The sequence below is a fragment of the Dyadobacter sp. 676 genome (assembly GCF_040448675.1).
Classification (GTDB): Bacteria; Bacteroidota; Bacteroidia; order Cytophagales; family Spirosomataceae; genus Dyadobacter.
In genome coordinates, this window is record NZ_CP159289.1 from 4,524,916 (window position 1) to 4,543,839 (window position 18,924).

At 51.4% G+C, this 18,924-nt stretch carries 12 protein-coding genes and 2 pseudogenes; 3 read left to right on the forward strand and 11 right to left on the reverse strand.

The features are described 5' to 3' along the window. Nucleotides 1-4 precede the first annotated feature (4 nt). The 7 genes and pseudogenes from ABV298_RS20275 to ABV298_RS20305 form a co-directional block, all read right to left on the reverse strand. Nucleotides 5-2,524 carry a DUF5686 family protein gene (locus ABV298_RS20275; RefSeq protein WP_353717991.1) on the reverse strand — a complete coding sequence of 840 codons (2,520 nt, stop codon included), beginning with the start codon at nucleotides 2,522-2,524 and terminating at the stop codon, nucleotides 5-7. Next, nucleotides 2,521-3,126, reverse strand: coding sequence for an ElyC/SanA/YdcF family protein (locus ABV298_RS20280; protein WP_353717992.1), 606 nt, complete (start codon nucleotides 3,124-3,126; stop codon nucleotides 2,521-2,523). The genes ABV298_RS20275 and ABV298_RS20280 overlap by 4 nt, the downstream gene beginning before the upstream one ends. A gap of 170 nt (nucleotides 3,127-3,296) precedes the next feature. Continuing rightward, a pseudogene (locus ABV298_RS20285) lies at nucleotides 3,297-6,036 on the reverse strand (DNA gyrase/topoisomerase IV subunit A). Nucleotides 6,037-6,202: 166 nt separating this feature from the next. Beyond that, the gene (locus ABV298_RS20290) at nucleotides 6,203-6,844 is read right to left on the reverse strand and encodes a CoA pyrophosphatase (RefSeq protein WP_353717993.1); all 642 of its coding nucleotides are present in this window, start codon (nucleotides 6,842-6,844) and stop codon (nucleotides 6,203-6,205) included. Nucleotides 6,845-6,905: 61 nt separating this feature from the next. Beyond that, the gene (locus tag ABV298_RS20295) at nucleotides 6,906-7,241 is read right to left on the reverse strand and encodes a DUF2442 domain-containing protein (RefSeq protein WP_353717994.1); all 336 of its coding nucleotides are present in this window, start codon (nucleotides 7,239-7,241) and stop codon (nucleotides 6,906-6,908) included. Between the two features lie 9 nt (nucleotides 7,242-7,250). Continuing rightward, nucleotides 7,251-7,337: pseudogene (locus tag ABV298_RS20300) on the reverse strand (DUF4160 domain-containing protein); the annotation flags it as partial. A 136-nt stretch (nucleotides 7,338-7,473) separates the two neighbouring features. Then, nucleotides 7,474-9,057 carry an FAD-dependent protein gene (locus ABV298_RS20305; RefSeq protein WP_353717995.1) on the reverse strand — a complete coding sequence of 528 codons (1,584 nt, stop codon included), beginning with the start codon at nucleotides 9,055-9,057 and terminating at the stop codon, nucleotides 7,474-7,476. A gap of 267 nt (nucleotides 9,058-9,324) precedes the next feature. Here ABV298_RS20305 and ABV298_RS20310 point away from each other — a divergent pair, with 267 nt between their 5' ends. Both ABV298_RS20310 and ABV298_RS20315 read left to right on the forward strand, forming a co-directional pair. Then, nucleotides 9,325-10,248, forward strand: coding sequence for a sugar phosphate isomerase/epimerase (locus ABV298_RS20310; protein WP_353717996.1), 924 nt, complete (start codon nucleotides 9,325-9,327; stop codon nucleotides 10,246-10,248). Nucleotides 10,249-10,379: 131 nt separating this feature from the next. After that, entirely contained in the window at nucleotides 10,380-11,543 is a 1,164-nt protein-coding gene (locus ABV298_RS20315; RefSeq protein ID WP_353717997.1) for an acyl-CoA dehydrogenase family protein, read from the forward strand. Here the strand turns inward: ABV298_RS20315 and ABV298_RS20320 are convergent. The 3 genes from ABV298_RS20320 to ABV298_RS20330 form a co-directional block, all read right to left on the reverse strand. After that, a complete protein-coding gene (locus tag ABV298_RS20320) occupies nucleotides 11,536-12,612 on the reverse strand; it encodes a sterol desaturase family protein (RefSeq protein ID WP_353717998.1) in 1,077 nt (358 codons plus the stop codon). The two genes, ABV298_RS20315 and ABV298_RS20320, sit on opposite strands and share 8 nt — an antisense overlap. A 199-nt stretch (nucleotides 12,613-12,811) precedes the next feature. Beyond that, on the reverse strand, nucleotides 12,812-14,299 hold the full coding sequence (locus ABV298_RS20325) for a helix-turn-helix domain-containing protein (protein WP_353717999.1): 1,488 nt from the start codon (nucleotides 14,297-14,299) through the stop codon (nucleotides 12,812-12,814). A gap of 162 nt (nucleotides 14,300-14,461) precedes the next feature. After that, entirely contained in the window at nucleotides 14,462-15,133 is a 672-nt protein-coding gene (locus ABV298_RS20330) for a porin family protein (protein ID WP_353718000.1), read from the reverse strand. A 322-nt stretch (nucleotides 15,134-15,455) separates the two neighbouring features. Here ABV298_RS20330 and leuS point away from each other — a divergent pair, with 322 nt between their 5' ends. Further along, nucleotides 15,456-18,326 carry a leucine--tRNA ligase gene (leuS, locus tag ABV298_RS20335; RefSeq protein WP_353718001.1) on the forward strand — a complete coding sequence of 957 codons (2,871 nt, stop codon included), beginning with the start codon at nucleotides 15,456-15,458 and terminating at the stop codon, nucleotides 18,324-18,326. Nucleotides 18,327-18,403: 77 nt separating this feature from the next. On the opposite strand, the gene ABV298_RS20340 is transcribed toward leuS, so the two are convergent. After that, the gene (locus ABV298_RS20340) at nucleotides 18,404-18,784 is read right to left on the reverse strand and encodes a carboxypeptidase-like regulatory domain-containing protein (RefSeq protein ID WP_353718002.1); all 381 of its coding nucleotides are present in this window, start codon (nucleotides 18,782-18,784) and stop codon (nucleotides 18,404-18,406) included. Nucleotides 18,785-18,924 lie beyond the last annotated feature (140 nt).

The following is an 18,924-nucleotide window of genomic DNA, read 5'->3' on the forward strand; positions in this document are numbered from 1 at the left end:
CGGATTACAATTTGAACCAGAAAGAAATCTTCACGGCGAAAGGCGTCACATCGGGGTTATCGAGGTAGGTCAGCCGATGAATAAAATCGATGCGGCCCGTCCTGAAAATATTGTCGATCCCATATCCCAGCTCAATGTAAGGTTTTGCATTCAACTGGCTGAATGACAGTACTTCTTTTCCCGTTTCATCGGTAGTGGTGGTCAGTAACCGGTTTGTATTGCGGATGCTGCCGTAAAACAGTCTGCCGGTGGCCAGCATGCGCAGTTTGAGTTTCCGGATGACCGGAATGCGGTTGAAAATAAACCCTTCGAAATTGTGCTCCATGCGTAGCGCGAAATACCGGTCGCTGACGAACTCGAAGTAGCGCATGAGATTGTAGGCGTTTTCGACGTAAAAGAACGACTCGTTGCCCAGCGGTGTGTAAAGCAGCGGATAAGGCAGTGTGGAGGGGATATAACCGAAAGTTGCATTGTAATAGGTGCGCCCGAGGACGCCCGCACGGAAATTTTGCCGGATGTTGAAAGAAAATTTATTGTAATTGAAATCACCGCCGAGTAAATGCCTGAAGCCATGTGTGTAACGGAACGTAAATGCAGGCGAGTTGCCATTTCCCATGCTGACGCGTTCGTTGTCGTTCAGCAAAAAAGTCTCTTTCCGCGCGAGTCGCGCTTCAAAATTGATCTCCGTAATATCGAACGCGCTTTTGACGGGCGAATTGTCGCCCGCCGCCGGATCGGTGCGGTAGCTGAACCGGAACAGCGGATCGAAAGTGCGGTGGCGTAATTGCACGCTGCCGGTCAGGCCGTTTACAACTTCTCTTTTGAAATAGGCCGAAATATCCCGCTGCCAGTACGGCCTGCGAAATGCCCCGAACCTCGACAATGCGCCGAAAATAGTGCTGGGCCCGATCGTTTCGGCGGTCAATCCCAGTCGTTCGAGGTCTCTGGAATAGGCGATGCCGGCCATTGTCCACGGCTTGCGGCTGATGATGTAATCGAGCCCGCCGCCGTATTTGAACTCATGGTCACGCGTGCCATAAGCGCCGTAACCGCTGAAAATCCATTTTTTGCTGAACCCCGGATCGGTCCGGAAACCAAGGCGGAAACGGTGGCCTTCCACTTTGTTATAAGCGTATAAAAAAAGGTAAGGGCCGAGGTCGATATTCCATTTGTCGATCCTTTTATAACCATTAACAAAAATGTTCAGAAGTTCGGTGTAGGTTTTGACGACCGGCAATGCTTTCAGGGAATCGATGAGCTCGAAGGTCAGCTTTTCCGTGGCACTGAGGCCTTCCGGCCGGCTTTTGATCCAGAAAGTCGAATCATGGTCGCGGTAATCTTCTTTTAGTTCGATGGCCGTATCGTAAAAGCGGATTTCGTGCGGTTGGTTGAGTTTGTACCCGGATTGGGCCGAATAAAATTTCAGCAACATGCCCGCGGCCTGGGGAGTCGGCTCGTCGACGTCGATCAGCACCCGTGTTTTGCGTGGCAACCAGTTTTTTTCATCATCCGACAGCTCGTAGGATTGCTGGATTTTAATACGATCGATGTAATTGAGGTTAGCCTGCTTGTCTACCGTGACATCTATTTGCGTCAATGCAAAAGTTTGCCCGTCCACCCACATCGTACCGGTGAACGCCAGGTCCTGCTTTTGGCGGGGCTCGAAATCGATGTGATAATCGTAGCCCGAGCCATTGAAAGCGCTGTCTGCGAGGTAATATTCGTAATAGAGCTTCCAGTTGTCGGAAATCGGTGAAACAAAATCCTTTTGGAGGATATTCAGGTAATTGTTGTAAAAATTGTATTGCTGGAAGGTCGACCCGATCAGTTGCGACACCACGCTGCCGTCCGTCAATCCTACGCCCGAAACTTTCGTTTTCTTAATGATCTCCTTCTTTTTCTGTGGATTGTTGCGGTAGAAAACCTCGGAAACCGACTCGGAAATAAAGATCGGAATGATCGTTTCACCGTTTTCACCCCTTACTTCATCGAACTTTTCGAGCGTACGGGCCATCTTTCTGACTGGCTTCCGCTTTCTGAATGCGTCCGAAAGGTTGTCTATATCGATCTGGACCTTGTTGTAGCTTTCATATTCATAAGCAGAAAGCTCCCCGGCATTGTTTGCTTTTTTCCGTGCGACGATTTTTCGCAGAACGGCATAAGCCGGGTTTTCGCCTGCGATAATTTTAACTTCGCGCAGCTGCATAGTGCCGGGCGAAAGCTGAATGTCGATTACCTGCGTGGTTATACCCGGTGAAATAGCCTTGCTGAGGCTCGTATATCCGACATAGGTGGCGATGACGGAGTTGGCGGGCGGCGTGAATGTAAGCTGGTAATTCCCGTCGAAATTGGTGGTGGTGCCTGTCGGCTGTCCTCGGATACTAATATTGGCGAAAGGAATCGGATCACCGGTCGTGGCGTCGGTAACCCGGCCTCTGATCGTGTGAACCGTTTGCGCGGCGCCCTTAGCGCAGGCGAGTATGACCAGGAGCACTACAACGGCTATGTGCGGACGGGGCGTCATTCGTCGTGCTCATTTTTTCCGATCTGGATATTGGATGTCACATCGGCGGCGGGGCGCAGGATATGGACGTCCAGCACGGCCTTCGGGCGCGCCAGATACTCGCGCACGAGCGTGCGGAACGAGTAGCCGTCGGGAACGTCCTGTGCTGCGAAGGAAATGGCGTTTATACCTTCGTTATGAGCAATATACAGTGCCCGTGCGTTGTGGAAATTTTGAGAAATGATGGTAAAGTTATCCTGGTTGAAAACCTGCTTGCAACGGATAATCGAGTCGAAGGTGCGGAAACCAGCGTAATCCAGGGTCATTACGTTCTCCGGAATGCCCAGGTTCAGCAACGCGCGCTGCATATCGAGCGGTTCGTTATAGTATTGCGAATCGTTGTTCCCGCTAAGGATTATATACTTGATCTTTCCCTCTTTGAAAAGCCGGGCGGTTGCTTCCATCCGGTATTTGAAAAAGAGGTTCTCAGTGCCTTTCTCCGATTTCTTGCTCGTGCCCAGCACCAGCGCCACGTCGTTGGGCGGCAGGCTTTCGATTGAGAAATAGGAATATTGGCGCGTACAGTAAACTACCCAGAAATTACAAAGCAGGATGAAAACCATGCAGGCAAATAATAAGGCTAATATGATTTTAATCAACTTTTTCACCTGTGCATGCATTGCCTTGTGAATTTCAGTTTCTGGGTATGCCGTCGGGCCGCGTACCTCCCGATAATCATTCCGATCCGGTGTACGCTACGGCCTTCTGTGGCTGATGCCCGGAACGGGAGGGGCTATTCAAACAGCCCCAGCTGACTCCTTGAATCCGGGCCTTTCTTGCCTTCCTTCTTTGGTTTGGCCTCGTTTTTAGTGTCGTGTTCCTGGCTATCGTCGGTTTCTTCCGGTCCCGCCGCGGCATCGCTTCCGTCTTCGTCTCCTACCTGGTTAACAGTATTTTCCGTCAAAGCATTCGCCGCATCGTCGTCTTCAGTCAATTCGTCGCCGGCCGGTTCCGCAGGTTCTTCCGCCGGTGCTGGTAACGGTTCGAGCCAGCGGATATCCTTGAACTTGTCGTTCGGAATCCGGTTGCCCTGTGCGCGCCAGCCACGGATATCGACCATGTCTTCCACCAGATATTCCTCCACGCTTTGCTCTTTCTGGGCCGTTTTGGGATAAACGATTTCCAGCCGCGGACGTATATCTGTGCTCGCCATAATCAGCTTGCTGTTTTTAGCGTCGCTGATAAAGAGGAATTTCTTGTCGAGCGAAGAAGTCTCTATGTTGAACCGTTTAATGAAATGCTGTTTTTGGCCTCCATCGAAATAAATCGCGGTGATCGGCAGTTTGGAGTCGAATTTCTTGACAAGCAGCACTTCGTTCGGCTCGTAGTGGTTTGTCAGGTCGAAATTGGTGAGCTCGTATGTGCCGTCCTTGTAAATGACCACGATGTTGTCGCTCGGGCCGAAATTGCCAAGATATTCGCCGCGTTCGTCGCGGTTCAAACGGCCGATGATCGGATCGAACCACATATCCACGCCCCCTAACGTCGAACGGCCGGCCTGTTTCAGGGTAATTTTCCGGACGGGGTATTTGGTCAGGATGTTACCCATCGCGCTCCGGTTCTTGATCAGCAGCTCGGCGAAGTTGTAGTCGAACTGCTTCACCTTCGCCTTGCTCTGGGCGGTGAGATTAACCGTAATGATCTCCGCTTCGCCATTATCGTTAGCCGTGAAATAGGTGATTTTCGATTTTGGCGTGCCTTGCGTGAGCTCGTACTCGCGGTCGCGGGTGACGGCGGTTACCTGGAAGCGCTTCGCGTAGGAAACGCCGGTTTTGCCATCGACATACACCATATTATACACCTTGCGCTCATCGTTTTTGACAAAAACAGCGCAATAGATAATATCCTTGCCCACAAATACCTTTTCCTGCACTTTGGTAACCACACAGCGGCCGTCGGCCCGGAAAACGATGATGTCGTCGATATCGGAGCAATCCATTACGTATTCGTCTTTTTTAAGGCCGTAGCCGATAAAGCCTTCCGCCCGGTTGACGTACAGCTTCTGGTTGTTGGCTGCCACGATGTTTGCGGCGATCTGGTTGAATGCGCGGATTTCGGTCCTTCTTCCTCTGCCTTTTCCGTACTTTTTCAATAAATCCCTGAAATACTCGATCGCGAAACGCGTAATATGCGCCAGGTTATCTTCGGTTTCCGCAAGGTCCTGCTCCCATTTGCGCATCAGTTCGTCGGCTTTGAAACCGTCGTATTTCGAGATCCGTTTAATGCGTATTTCGGTCAGGGCGACAATGTCATCGTCGTTGATCTCGCGGTAGAATTGCGCCTTGTACGGTTCGAGCCCTTTGTCGATCGTCCGGATCACCGCCTCGAACGTTTCGCATTCCTCGATGTCGCGGTAGATGCGGTTTTCGATAAATATCTTTTCCAGCGAGCCGTAAAGAATTTTTTCCAGCAATTCGAGCCGCTTGATTTCGAGTTCGCGCTGTAAAAGATGGACGGTTTGCTGGGTGTTGTATTTCAAAATGTCGGTCACGCCGACGAAATGCGGTTTGTCGCCTATAATGATACAGGCATTCGGCGAAATGGAAACCTCGCATTCCGTGAATGCGTATAAGGCGTCCATGGTAATGTCCGGCGAAACGCCGGGCGCCAGATGCACCTGGATTTCCACATCAGCAGCGGTATTATCGACCACTTTCTTGATCTTGATCTTGCCCGCGTCGTTGGCTTTGATGATCGATTCGATGAGGGAAGTAGTGGTTGTGCCGAAAGGAATGTCCCGGATGACGAGCATCTTTTTGTCCTCTTCCTCGATTTTGGCACGTACCCGAACTTTGCCGCCGCGTTGCCCGTCGTTATAGTTGGAAACATCGATCAGGCCGCCCGTCAGAAAGTCGGGATAAATAGCGACCTCCTTGCCTTGCAGCACGCTGATGGACGCTTCGATCAGCTCGCAGAAGTTATGCGGGAGGATTTTGGTGGATAAACCCACCGCAATGCCCTCGACGCCAAGCGAAAGCAGCAGCGGGAATTTTACGGGCAAAGTAACCGGTTCGCGTTTGCGGCCGTCGTAGGAAAGCTGCCATTCGGTGGTGTCGTCGTTGAAAACGATCTCTTTTGCGAAGCGCGACAACCGGACCTCGATGTAACGGGCGGCCGCCGCGCCGTCGCCCGTACGAATATCCCCCCCAGTTGCCCTGGGTATCAAAAAGTAACTCCTTTTGCCCGATATTGACGATGGCATCGTAAATAGACGCGTCGCCGTGCGGGTGGTATTGCATGGAAGAGCCGACCACGTTGGCGACTTTGTTGAAGCGGCCGTCGTCCATTTCATTGAGCGCGTGCATAATGCGGCGCTGAACGGGTTTCAGACCGTCTTCGACCGCCGGAACGGCTCGTTCCAGAATTACATAAGAGGCATAATCGAGAAACCAGTTTTCGTATAAGCCCGAAATGGGCAGTTTATCATGCAATCCGCTATCTTCTACGTCGGGCGCAACTCCGTTTTCGTCCATAAATGCAGGAGGAACCAGGTTTTAAGTATTCAGAAATAGATTATCAGCCATCCGCTTCCCGGTCTTCATTGGGGGACTGGCTCCATCAAAAGAAAGAAACAGGGTGAAGTTTACCGGAAGAATCAGGTTGAATGAACTGCTAATATAGCAAATTAAGCGATAAAACTCAGTTGTCCGGCGCATTCAGCACAGCCAGCAGTTCACTGATCATCATCGCCGTAGCACCCCAGATTTTATAACCCTGCACCATGTAATGCGGCGCATGTACCTGTTCCCCACGTACTTGGATATCGCTCGATCCGATAATATTAATATCAGAGATTTCCTCCAATTTGATCTCAAAAATATCTTCCACCTCGCGGGGGTCGGGGTAGAAGTCGGGGCGGTAGGGCATGGCGGCTACCACAGGCAACACGTGAAAGTTGCTCGCCGGAATGAAAAGTTCGGTCAACGCGCCTAATATTTTGACATCCGTCAATCGCAAACCTATTTCCTCCTGGGCCTCCCGCAATGCAGTGCGTATCAGGTTTTCGTCGCTCAATTCGTAACGTCCCCCGGGGAATGCTACCTGGCCGCTGTGCACGCCATCGTACGCCGGGCGCAGGATCAGCGGAAAATAGATTTCGTCCTGATACGGATAAAACAGGATCAGTACTGCACTTTTGCGCGTTTTGGGGTTGGGCTTGAAAGTCAGACGAAGGCGGGAAGACGCTTGCATGGTCCGGTGGGCCGCCTCACCGGGTAGCGGAAATGTTAATTTCTGAGTTAGCTGTTCGGTAAATGCGGAAAATGATTCCAGTGCGGCCATGTCGGCTGGGTTATTGAAGAGTTAGGTGGCGGAAGATTACGCCTAAGTTAATGTACGAAACCTAAATCTTCGCGTAGTTGAGCTCTCTTTTGAAGTCGAAAAAGCTTTCGAGGCTCAGATATTCGTCCAATTCTTCCCAGTGAATGCTGTCGCCTAAGGGGCCGAGTTCAAATCGAAGCAGCTGCTCTGAAGTAGCGTTTTCCAGTCGTTTGAACCAAGCCAGCGGATTACCGATGATGTGACCGCTGTCGAGCACCAGGTATATATTGGTTTCGTCAAACCAAACTCTATGGATCTTCATAGCTTCTGCTTTTTTCATATTAAAATTCACCATGAAATTCGTGCCATTTTTTACAATCAGTTCCGAATGCTGTTCAACCAACGCCTCGGCGGGCATCGGGTCTTTCGGTTTGATTCCGTGACTTTCTACTAACCTCACCGGATTTACTTCAAACTTCGCAGTGCCATCGGCATTTCTGACTTGAATGTGGATAGGTAGATGTTCAAGACTGTAAAAAGAAAAACTTCATCCCGAACATCCGGAAAATTTCAGGCATAACTAGTGTGTGATAAGTGTTTACAATAGATATACACAAATATAGCAATTACTTAAATCGATTGTAAATACCCTAAGCGAGCGCTCTCGCATACAACTTCGCCAGTTGCTCTGCACATCTTTCTCCATCCATGGCGGCCGACATAATGCCTCCCGCATACCCGGCCCCTTCGCCGCAAGGGAACAAACCTTTTATTTCCGGATGCTCACATGTGTCGCGTTCGCGGGGGATGCGTACCGGCGAGGAAGTGCGGCTTTCGACGCCGATGAGCTGGGCGTCGCCGGAGAGGTAACCGCGTATTTTCCGGCCGAAATCCGATAACGCATCGCGCAACGGGAAGGCGATGTGCGCCGGCAGGACGTCGTATAAATCGACCGATTGCAGGCCGGGTTGGTACGAAGTATCGCGCAACTGGGCGGAAGTACGACCTTTCACAAAGTCCAGGGCAAGCTGAGCCGGTGCTGTTTGTGTGGCACCCGCGAGTTTGCAGGCGGCTTGTTCCAGCTCGCGTTGCAGTTGCAGACCGGCCATCGGGCCGAATTCTCTATAAGGGACAAGATCGGCGTCTTCGATCGTCACCACCATCCCCGAATTGGCATAGGGCGAATCCCTGCGCGAAGGTGACATGCCGTTGACGACCACCTCGCCGGAAGCCGTAGCGGCTGGCACGATAAAGCCGCCCGGGCACATACAAAAGGAGAAAACGCCCCGTTGCGCGCCTTTGTAGTGGGTTTGAGTGACGAGGCTGTAAGAAGCGGCAGGCAGGTACGGGCCGCGATCGACCTCACAGTGATATTGTATTTTGTCAATCGTATTCTGAGGATGCTCGATCCGAACGCCCATTGCGAAGGACTTGCTTTCGATCAGGACGTTTTTTGCATGAAGCATCTCATAAATGTCCCGCGCGGAATGCCCGGTTGCTAAAATAACGCCGAGGCCCGTATGCTCGTCGTAATGGTTCGTCACGACGCCGGTGATCCGGTTGTCACGGATGACGAGATCGGTGACTTTGGTATCGAAATGGATTTCGCCGCCTGCATTCAAAATACTTTCACGCATTTCGGAGACAACAACCGGTAGTTTGTTTGTACCGATATGCGGATGTGTATCGATCAGGATCTGTTCGCTGGCGCTGTGTGCGACGAAAATTTCCAGCACCCGGCGAATATCGCCCCGTTTGTTGGAGCGTGTATAGAGCTTGCCGTCGGAGTAAGTGCCGGCACCGCCTTCTCCGAAGCAGTAGTTGGATTCCGGGTTGACGTGGTGTTCCTTGTTAATAGCTGCGAGGTCGCGCCGTCTCGTACGTACATCTTTTCCCCGTTCAAACAAAACGGGCTTGATCCCCAGCTCGATGAGTCGCAATGCGGCAAACATTCCGGCCGGTCCGCAGCCGACGATCAACGCCTGCGGGCGCTTGCTTACATCCGGGTACACAATGCGCGTGCCTGCCAATGGGGGAGGGGTTTCCCCGACGTAAACTTCGGCTTGCACATTAATTTTCACTTGCCGGCTACGGGCATCAATCGATTGGCGCGTTTTGCGGATAAAAGGTGCGTCGCTTTCGCGCAGGCGAAGTTTTTGAATTACAAACCGACGGAAATTGTCCTCGTCCAGCGCGATTTCCGGCGCCAGGGAAAGTTGAAGCGTATGTTGCATGCGGAAAGGGATTTATCCTTTAATGCCGCAAAGTTAATATTTTTAACTTGACACACTTCTTTGAACTCCCTTTCCCAGCCGGCCACCGCTCATAATCTAACTACAACGACACTCACCAGCCACTCCAAACGACTCCTGACAACACCCGACAATCCCTGACAACACTTGACAACCCACATACCACACCAACTCCGCCCGGGTAGCAAACCGCCCGGCGCTACTTTAATGCATAAACGACCACAAAGCACCATCCAAAACCCTGAAATCATGTCGCAAAGCCGCCGTCAATTCCTGAATACCCTGGCTGTATCCGCCGGGGCTGCCGTGCTCTCGGAAGCTGCTCGCGCCGAACAAAACGCGGGGCCATACCCATTATCGTGCAACCAGTATTCGTGGATTACCTTTTATGCCCGCGATGGCAAGGACTGGGGCAAGGATTTGGACGCCTCGCTGGCCGAGTTTGCTTCGACGGGGCTGAAAGCCTACGAACCTGCGTTCAATACAGCGGCCGAGGTGCCAGAACTACTTCCGGTACTCAAAAAATACCAGTTGGCGATGCCCTCGGTTTATGTCAATACTTCATTGCATGAAGCGGCGGAAGCGTCTAAATCCATCGAATCCGTGCTGGCGATCGCGGAAGCGCTGAAACCTGTCGATACTAAAATCATCGTCACCAACCCGAACCCTATTCAATGGGGAAGCGACAAGAACAAAACCGACGGGCAACTGACCGAACAAGCCGGAAACCTCGATAAGCTCGGGGCCGAACTGAGGAAGCGTGGCATGGCCCTCGCATACCATACGCACGACGTGGAGTTGCGCGCCGCTGCACGGGAGTTCCACCACATGCTGCTCGCTACCGATCCGAAAAATGTGTCGCTATGCCTGGATGTGCATTGGGTTTACCGCGGCTCCGGCAATTCGGAGGTGGCATTGTTCGACATTGTAAAACTGTATGGCAAACGCATCGCGGAGCTGCATTTGCGGCAATCGAAAGGCGGGATCTGGCAGGAGACGTTCACGGAAGGAGACATCGATTATCCAAAATTGGCGCAAATGCTGGATAGCATGGGCGTGAAGCCGCATTTGGTTCTGGAACAATGTCTTGAAAAAACTTCGCCGAAGACCATGGACGGCGTTCAGGCGCATAAGGAGGATTTGGTTTATGTGAAGAAGGTGTTTGGGGTTTAATTTATTTTGATGCGCCGGGATTAATTCAGAAATTGTAAACAACCTTTGGTTATGCCGGGCAATCACCCGTTGATGATGTATTCGAGCGAGGAGGCCAAAGGCTAGCTCATATACGCCTGACTTCATTCTCAATGACCCCGACAGACTTCTTCAACGTATCCGACCTGCTGACCGAAGAGCAGCGCCTTATTCAGCAAACCGTTCGTGATTTTTCGGATCGGGAAATCAAACCTGTTATCGAGGAATTCGCACAGAAGGCCGAATTTCCAGAACATTTAATTCCGAAATTCGGTGAACTGGGCGTGTTCGGACCGACGATTCCGGCCGAATATGGCGGCGGGGGATCGGACTACACCAGCTACGGGCTCATGTGCCAGGAGATCGAGCGGGGCGATTCGGGTATGCGGTCGACGGTTTCCGTGCAAAGCTCTCTGGTGATGTGGCCGATTTACGCGTTCGGTTCGGAAGAACAAAAACGGAAATACCTGCCCAAGCTCGCTACCGGTGAATGGTTGGGATGTTTCGGGCTTACCGAACCCGACCACGGTTCCAATCCCGGCGGGATGAAAACACATTTGACGAAAACCGAGGGCGGTTATGTGCTTAATGGCTCCAAAATGTGGATTTCGAATGCCCCTTTTGCACACATGGGCGTGGTATGGGCGCGCAACGAAGCAGGGAGAGTGCAGGGCGTGATCGTCGAGCGTGGGATGGAAGGTTTTTCAACCCCTGAAATCCACCATAAGTGGTCGCTACGCGCGAGTGCGACGGGCGAACTGGTTTTTGACCAGGTATTTATTCCTGAAACATATCTGCTTCCAGGTGCCGTAGGACTGAAAGCGGCATTGCAATGTCTCGATAAGGCCCGCTACGGCATCGCCTGGGGTGCTATCGGCGCGGCGATCGATTGTTATGAAACGGCCGTCAAGTATTCCGCAGAGCGCATTCAGTTCGATAGGCCGATAGGGGCATTCCAGCTTACGCAAAAGAAATTGGCCGAAATGCTGACGGAAATTACGAAGGCCCAACTGCTCGCATGGCGGCTGGGCCAGCTCATGGACGCCGGTAAAGCTACCACGGTCCAGATTTCAATGGCCAAAAGAAATAATGTGGAAATGGCGCTGAACATCGCCCGCGAAGCGCGTCAGATTCTCGGCGCAATGGGCATCACCGGTGAATACCCCGTTATGCGCCACATGATGAACCTCGAATCGGTGATCACCTACGAGGGAACGCACGATATTCATTTGCTGATCCTCGGAGCGGAAATTACGGGGATTCAGGCGTTTAAATAGTGCTTTGGCTGTCGGCCGTCGGCTGTCGGCTTTCGATTGCTATATTTTCTCCCACCACACTTTCCGAAGGCTGATAGCCGACTGGCGAAGTCCCATTCCCCACTTTTCGCCGCAAATTTTCACCTCCTATATCGTCCGACGGCCGATAGCCGACAGCTGAAGTGCTATTTACCAGCTTCCGTTGCAGGTCCCTGCTTGTTTCCCGCGACCCGTCCGGCGACCAGCCCGGTGCCTTGAAGAGGTATTTCAGCTTTGTTTTGAAATCCACCGGCTGCTTGAAATCCTCTCCGATGGCCATCCACTCGTGGAAAACGGTTTGGGCGATACCTTTCTGCTCCATTGGCTTGGTGAGGCCGTAGCGTGGCGGTTCGCCGGGCAGTTCTTCCTGGAAAGTCCCGAAAATGCGGTCCCATATAATGAGGCACATTCCCATGTTTTTGTCGAGATACCGGACATTGCTCGCATGGTGTACACGATGGTGTGACGGCGTTACGAAAATGTATTCCAGCCAGCCGAGCTTGCCCACGTATTCGGTGTGAACGATAATGCCGTAAATCTGTGTAATGGAATACATCACGATAATATCAGCCGGATTGAAACCGGCCAATGCCAGCGGAATGAAGTATACGAAACGGTAAAGCGGCTGGAAAACCGAAGACCGGAAGCCGGTAGTAAGGTTGAAATGCTCCGACGAATGGTGCGTCACGTGCACCGCCCAGAACAGCCGGCAGTGGTGGTCGACGTAATGCAGCGTATAAAATGCCAGGTCTTCGGCCAGGAACAATGCCAGCCAGTACAGATAAGGGTCGGCGATCGGTTCGAACGGCGAAAAATTGTAGAACCAGATCAGTACGCTTACGTATGCGGCCCGGAAAAGCAGGTCGATACCGCCGTTCAGCAGCATCAGCGCCGCGTTCATTAACGTGTCCTTCAAAGAATAGGCCGGACGTTTGGCCAGTTCCTCATGTGGTGTCTTGTATGTTAAAAAGATCTCAAGGGCGATCAGACATATATAAAATGGCGTCGACAGTTTTAGAATGAGATCTTCAAAATCATAAGTGCCGGGCATAGAGATTTATCCAAATGGTAAACAAAGATAGTTGAGAAGTAAACTGTAAGTTTCCACCCTCCCATTTCTAAGAAATTTTTAATGGCATCCGGCGGTCACTTAATCTGACATTCAATTTAAAGGAAACCCCCATCGAAAGGTTCAAAATTTCCCCGGGTCTACGTTTTCAGGTATTGCTAATTAGTTGAAAATAATTCAATTAATCATCCTTTTGAGCGCCTTTCTTAGCTCTTCGTTCTTGTGCCTTTTTTTGCAGGATCACCGGCGCGGCAATGCGTTCGCGGCAATCGAACAGCGAACAGCGCTCGCATGTCTGGTTTACTTCCCGGGCGTTCAGTGCAGGATCGTCGAGAAACGCCAGTTTGGCGCGCGTTTGCTCGTCGAGGTAAATGCCCATGGACACGCTCACATTGAGATTGGGCGTAGGCGACATCGGCTGCGCGAAACTTACGACCAGATACTGATCCCGCGTGTCGATGTAAGTTGATTTTTGTGCTTTGCAAAGAATGCGTGGTGGTTGCTTGGCGAGGATGATCTCTCCCAGGTCGTTCAGTATCGTCAACGCCACCCAGCGGCGGCAATAGTGCTCGTCGCGGACGGTATGCGGGTAATGCTTTCTCGAAATATGCATTTCCTTCGTCATATGGAAGATATTCTGGCCTACGAAGTTGTTGAAACGCGAAAAGAAGATCTGGTTGATGCCGAAATACCGCGGTAGGATATTACTGAGCCGGTAGCAAAACGATTCCGGCGTTGTATTGAAATCTTGGATGAGCTGAATGAGCCTTTCCGGTTGCCAGGTTTTCTGCGCGAAAAAATCGGCGATTGCCGGAACGAGTAAATTTCTTTTGATAATGATGGCGCTGCCGAAATAGGACGCCTTGAAATTGTTCAGGAGCTGTTCAAACGACTCCGCCTCGACAAGGGCGGTAGTATGCAGCCGGTTTTTCAGATTAAGGTACAAATACCCGATTTCCCGCCCGTAGATAAACGCCCGCTGTACGGAGGATAAATGTGCATTGACTAAAAGACGGGTGCCGGTCGCATTGGTGATGGTGAGAGACCGCACGGTGGCAAACTCCGGGTTATTGCGTTCGTTAATCGGCTCGATCGTGTAATGGTATTGCTCTTTCAGGATGTTTTCGAGGTATTGTTCGTCGAGCAGGCGGCTGGCTTCCACATTTTGCTCCGCCAGAAAACGTTCCGCTTCCATTTCGATGTCTTCGAAATAGTTATCGTGCATTTCCTGGTAAGTACGCAACGCCGAAAAGTAAAATTTCTCGATCGACATATTATAATTCCGTGCGATCTCGATGAGCGTCCCCACGAATGCGCTGATCTTGGTAGGAGCGTCGGAAAGGATTTCGAGCAGGTTGGCCGGATCGATGCCGAAAAGTTCGAGCGGAAGCTCGGTCAGCACATTCGAGCTGAGCAGGTCGGAGATGGGTTCCAGCCGCTTGCTGAGTTTCAATGAAACGAGCGTGTCGTAGTCGACCTCCATCGCACTTGCCAATGCAAGGATCTTGTCTGATTTGGGATACTTTTTTCCTTTCTCGATTTCATTGATATAGGAAATCGACAACCCCGATTTCTGGGAAAGTTCGCTGAGCGACATTCCCTTGTCGAGCCGGAGTTGTTTGAGTTTGAGTCCGAAAACCAGTCTTACATTATCTTGGTTGATTGCCACTTTGCTGCTATATGGGCCTGATTCCGTGCGGTTTCGCTTACAGGCAATTTAACGAATGAAACACAAAAGTAGAAATAGCCGCCGATTCGGCAGTCATGTGGAACAAAAAAACGGAACCGCTTACACGAATTCCGTTTTCTGCCTTTCTTTATTTACCGGCTGCTAAAAAATCGCGAAACCGAGCGTCGCCTGGAAGAGGTTTCCCTTCTTGCCAAACTGCGAAGCGGTGGTCGCATTGTCGAAATTTACTTTCACGATCTCGGTGAAATTTCCTTCGTAACGCACGTCGAGGCTCATGCGTCCGAAATCGAAACCCACACCGGCCTGGTAACCGTAGGCTAACCGGTTTTTGAAAGTTACATCCGCGTTGTCGCCGGTAAAATCATCGAACGAATCGCCGAGTTTACCATTGCCGGATAGCCTGAGAGAAGCCATCGGACCCACATTGACGCGGAAGAATTTCGCAACCCTGAAACCGAACAATACCGGTACATCAAAATTGCTGAAGCGTACATCGACTTTGCCCTGCGAGTTCGTCAGGCCGTCCTTGTAAACGTTGAATTTACCCCCTTTCTGGGACAATAGTAACTCAGGTTGTACGTAAAATGTTTTTCCAAAACGGAAGAAAACGCCCCCGGCGAATCCCAGCGAGCGGTTCGAGTTGTCTTTAAAGTTGAATGCATCGCCGCCCGGTGCCAGCGTGAGGTCGTTGCTGCCGTTGATGTTCGATAAATTGGCTCCCGCCTTGACACCGAAGCGAAAACCGGGGTCGTACTGAGCGGAGGCGGAGTAGCTGATGAGTAATGCACACAGCGCAATCATCACGTTTTTCATAGCATTGAATATTGGAAAAGAATGGATAATGATCACGACCCGTTCAAATCCCGTGCCTGTGAAGTGTAGCGCAGGCGCAGGAGGCTCCTCCGGAGCCATGGATTGCAGGTGCGGGGATTTGCTAGAAGCAGGAACATTACGCCTGCATGTGTTCACCTCCTAATAATATGGCGGACAACCCGAATCCGATCAAAAAACGCTATTTTTGCGGATTATTTGAGAAAACAGAAAAAGAAACAAAAGCTTTACCTTCTGATAATCAGGTTTCTGGGTGGGATATACACACCGGCTGCCCGGAGAAAAGCATAACAACTAACAGGATATGAGCGAGTACAGTCATCGGGAAATAGAAAAGAAATGGCAGGATTTCTGGCAAAAGAACGGCACTTTCAGTGTGTCGAACGAGTCGGATTTGCCGAAATATTATGTGTTGGATATGTTCCCCTATCCCTCGGGGGCAGGGTTGCACGTGGGGCACCCGCTGGGATATATCGCTTCTGACATCTATTCCCGCTATAAAAGACTGAAAGGGTTCAATGTGCTGCATCCCATGGGCTTCGATAGCTTCGGCCTTCCAGCCGAGCAGTACGCGATCCAGACGGGCCAGCATCCCGCCATTACGACGGAGCAGAATATCACCCGTTACATCGAGCAGCTGAAAAACCTGGGCTTGAGCTATGACTGGAACCGCGAAGTGCGGACGTCGGACCCAGGCTATTACAAGTGGACGCAATGGATCTTCTGCGAATTATTCAACAGTTGGTACAATAACGATACCGATAAAGCCGAGCCGATCGAGACGCTGATAGCGAAATTCAGCCAGGGAGGCAACGCCGGGGTGAATGCGCCTTGCGATGAGGATACGCCTGTGTTTACAGCCGACGAATGGAACGCATGGTCGGAAGAGGCGCAATACAAAATGACATTGAAATACCGCCTGACTTACGTAGCCGATGCCACCGTGAACTGGTGCCCCGGCCTGGGATCGGTATTATCGAATGACGAGGTGAAGGACGGCGTGTCGGAGCGCGGCGGTTTCCCGGTTATCCAGAAACTGATGCGCCAATGGATGATGCGCATTACCGCCTACGCCCAGCGTTTGATCGACGGTTTGGACACCATTGACTGGACCGAATCATTGAAAGAGCAGCAGCGCAACTGGATCGGCCGGTCGGTCGGAGCGCTTGTAAGGTTTCAAGTCTGGGAAGGGAAGGAGGAAAAGGAAAATGAAGGAAAGGGAGAAGGGACTAGTTCTTCCTCCTCTTCCTCCCTTTCTTCCTTCATCGAAGTGTTCACAACCCGTGTGGATACGATTTACGGCGTGACGTTTATGGTGATTGCGCCGGAACATGAGCTGGTAGACGTGATCACGACACCGGAGCAGCGTGCTGAAATCGACGCCTACATTGCGATGACGCAGAAGAAATCGGAACGCGACCGGATGTCGGATGTAAAAACGGTCTCGGGAGCATTCACGGGTGCGTACGTGATCAATCCGTTCAGCGGGGAGAAGGTGCCCGTTTACATTGCCGACTACGTTTTGGCGGGTTACGGAACCGGCGCGGTAATGGCCGTGCCATCGGGCGACCAGCGCGACTGGAATTTCGCCAAGCACTTTAACCTGCCCATTATCCCGATCCTCGATGCGCAAAAGGACATCGAAACGCAAGCTGACGCGACCAAGGAAGGGAGATATATCAATTCAGGCATTATCAACGGGCTGACTTACCACGAAGCGACGCAGAAACTGATCAACTGGCTGGAAGAGAGGGGACTGGGTAAAGGGAAAGTCAACTATCGCCTGCGCGATGCGGTGTTCAGCCGCCAGCGCTACTGGGGCGAGCCGGTGCCGGTCTATTATAAAAAGGACAGCGAGGGGCAACCGATTCCTTATCTGTTGGATCTGAGTGAATTACCATTGAACCTGCCCGAGGTGGACAAATATCTGCCGACCGAAAACGGCGAGCCGCCCCTGGGCCGCGCGCAGGATTGGGAACATGGCTCCGGCAATGGCTATGAGCTGAGTACCATGCCCGGCTGGGCAGGTAGCAGCTGGTACTGGTACCGGTACATGGACCCGAAAAATGAAAACGAATTTGCCTCGAAAAAAGCGATCAGCTACTGGAAAGACGTGGATTTGTACATCGGCGGGACCGAGCATGCCACCGGGCACCTGTTGTACAGCCGTTTCTGGAACAAATTCCTGAAAGACCGCGGCTATGTGCCGGAAGAGGAGCCGTTCAAGAAGCTGATCAACCAGGGGATGATCCAGGGACGCAGCAATTTTGTGTACAGGGTCAAAGGTGAGGATTACAGCAAACCGGTGTTCGTAAGTGCAGGCTTGAAGTCGCAGTACGAGGTGTCGGCTTTGCATGTGGATGTGAATATTGTCGAAAACGATGTGCTGGATATCGAAAAATTCAAAGCGACGCGGCCGGACATTGCAGGCGAAAACGCGGAGTTCATCCTCGAAGACGGCAAGTATATCTGCGGTGTGGAGATTGAGAAAATGTCCAAATCCAAGTTCAATGTCGTAAACCCCGACGATATTGTGGAACGTTATGGAGCGGACACGCTTCGCCTTTATGAAATGTTCCTTGGCCCGCTCGACCAGGCGAAGCCCTGGAATACCAACGGCATCGACGGTACCTACCGGTTCATCCGGAAGTTATGGCGTTTGTTTTACAGCGAGACGGGCCAGTGGCAGGTGAAAGACGTCCCGGCTAAGCCCGAAGAGTTGAAAATCTTGCACAAAACGATCAAGAAGATTGGCGAGGATATCGAGAACTTCTCGTTCAACACGGCCGTGAGCGCATTCATGGTGTGCGTGAACGAGCTGGGCAGCCAGAAGTGCCAGAGCAGGGAAGTGTTGCAACAACTGGTGATTTTGCTTTCGCCCTACGCACCGCACATTTCGGAAGAATTGTGGGCTGCGTTGGGTAATGAGCCGGGCGGCGTTTCCAAAGCGGCATTCCCGGTGTTCGAGGCGAAATATGTCGTGGACTCGGTATTCGAATATCCGGTGCAGATCAACGGGAAAGTTCGTGCTTCACTGACATTCCCTCTGGATACGCCGCCGGCCGATATCGAGAAAGAGGTTTTAGCGGATGCGACAGTCCAGAAATGGATGGAAGGAAAACCGGCGAAGAAAGTAATCGTAGTGCCGAAGCGGATCGTGAACGTCGTGATCTGACCGATACATTGAATATAAATGCAAAATGGCCAGCCTGAAAAAACCGGGCTGGCCATTTTGTTACTGGATAGGGGTGGTTACTTGATGGAAATCTGACGTTCGGTGCGGATTTCGGCCACCTCGAACTGTTTTTCGGTTTTTTGGCCGTTCGCGGAAACTTCGATGGTGTAAGTTCCGGCTGGCAATTCATTCACATTGAACGCCTTTCTGAACTTGCCGGTATTGCGGTCGATGATCTCGCGGTACATCGCTTCGCCGCTCTTGTTGGTGATCAACACCACGGCCTTGTCGCTGGTGTATTTATCGACGTTGACGTGGATCTTACCCGTTTTGGAAGCAAAAATCCCGGTTCCGAATGCGGCTGCTTTTTTACTTTCTTTATCGTCTGCGAAAGAATTGAAAGCGACGGTGGCAGCGATTACCATTGTCATTGCGATGGATTTAATTGAAGATTTCATGGCTATGTTCATTTAAAGATGGCTAATAATTCCGTTTGGTTGATTCAAATATATGGGCTATATCAGGTACTATGTAATACAAAGTACATGAGTGGCGATAATCTAAAATGAATGGCGGTATGCCGGGAATAATGATCTTT